The organism is Arthrobacter sp. 9V, from assembly GCF_902506065.1.
Lineage (GTDB): Bacteria > Actinomycetota > Actinomycetes > Actinomycetales > Micrococcaceae > Arthrobacter.
In genome coordinates this window covers 1-1,461 of record NZ_LR732919.1, presented here as the reverse complement: position 1 = coordinate 1,461, position 1,461 = coordinate 1, and the positions used below count along the sequence as shown (strand labels likewise).

The window sequence follows — 1,461 nt, the reverse complement described above, 5'->3', positions numbered from 1 at the left end:
CGGCCGATCGTGCAACGTCGGCGACGGCGAGGGTGATCGCGTGCATGCGCCGCACGCTACGCCGGGTCCGCTCGGCCCGCGTCCCGCTTTCGGTCAGTCCCCGAGACCCAGGATGAGTCGGCGGAGCAGCCCGGCCAACTGACCCTGCTCGTCGGCGGAGACCCCGGACAGGATGTCGCGCTCGGCGGCCAGCAGGTCTGCGATCGCCGCGTCCACCGCCACCCGGCCCTGGCTCGTCAGCGAGACGAGGATGCCGCGGCCGTCCTTCGGGTCGGTCCGTCGGCCCACGAACCCCCGTGCCGCCAGACGGTCCACCCGGTTCGTCATCGTGCCGCTCGACACCAGGGTCTGCTGCAGCAGGGTCTTCGGGCTCAGTTCATACGGCTCACCCGCCCGCCGCAGGGCCGACAGGACGTCGAACTCCCACGGCTCCATGTCGCTCGCGTCGAACGCGGTCCGCCGGGCGCGGTCCAGGTGCCGGGCGAGCCGGTCCACGCGGGACAGCACCTCGAGCGGGCCGAAGTCGAGGTCGGCACGCTCACGACCCCACGCCGCGACGATGCGATCGACCTCGTCCTCATGCGGCATCCCTCCATCTTGGCCGAACCCGGAGCGGACAGCCAGCCTCGTGGGTCGTGGGAAGATGGAGGAGCACCTTCGGGTGCGTTCCGCCTTGGTGTAATGGCAGCACGACGGCCTTTGGTGCCGTTAGGTCCGGGTTCGAATCCTGGAGGCGGAGCTGCGACCGTGCCGATCACATTGCTCACCTCATGAAGACGCAGGCTCGAAGCCGTGAGATTCGGGTTCGAATCCATATTGAGCGTTATCAGCGATGGAACTGACGAGTTGGTCGACCGCAAAGGGAAGCGCAGATGCTGCGCTCACTAGCGGCGCCTCGATGCCTGAGTCGATGGCGGATATCAAGAAGCTGCTCAAGCAAATGTTCGAAGTTGGCGGTGTTTCAGTGCGTAACGGTGGGTATACCGACTTCGTCTTTAGGCGAGTGTCAGGAGCAGGTTTCAGCACTCGGTACGAGTTTATCCGTCACGACGCCCTGACTCGGGCGTGGAATCGTCCGTGGCGCTGACTGTGCTACTGAGGCAGCTCGAGGCAAGGGGGAGGTCGGCTGCACGACCCCCACTCCGCGGTCGTGCTCGCGGCCAGAAGTAACCCAGCTGAACACTGCTTCCCGCTGCCATTGACGGCGCTAGAGTTGCACTTTGTCGGGCACGTGCGGTTTCGCCCGAAGCGCGGATCGTGAATTTCGCCCGGTCCAATGCGATACGACGATGCTTCCCTCTAGAACAGCGGCGATTAGGGGTGAGAACTGGGTAGGCCTCGCGTTTATGCTGCAGTGTTGACGCCCAGGGCCCGAAGCAGCTGGCGCAGAGAATCGTTACTTCTGGCAAGGCTAGGGACATCCGTGGTCCGCAGTCTTCGAATAACCTCATCCGGGGTTGA

1 protein-coding gene and 1 tRNA gene are annotated in these 1,461 nt (G+C 65.0%); one reads left to right on the top strand and one right to left on the bottom strand.

Annotated features, from left to right (window positions below; genetic code table 11):
- Nucleotides 1-93 precede the first annotated feature (93 nt).
- Entirely contained in the window at nucleotides 94-588 is a 495-nt protein-coding gene (locus BACI9J_RS22340; RefSeq protein ID WP_017886164.1) for a MarR family winged helix-turn-helix transcriptional regulator, read from the bottom strand.
- Nucleotides 589-667: 79 nt separating this feature from the next.
- Here BACI9J_RS22340 and BACI9J_RS22335 point away from each other — a divergent pair.
- Nucleotides 668-739 (top strand) — tRNA-Gln (locus BACI9J_RS22335).
- Nucleotides 740-1,461: the final 722 nt, after the last annotated feature.

Coding starts and splice junctions, on each gene's coding strand:
- BACI9J_RS22340 (WP_017886164.1), bottom strand. CDS start 588: ATGCCGCATGAGGACGAGGTCGATCGCATCGTCGCGGCGTGGGGTCGT.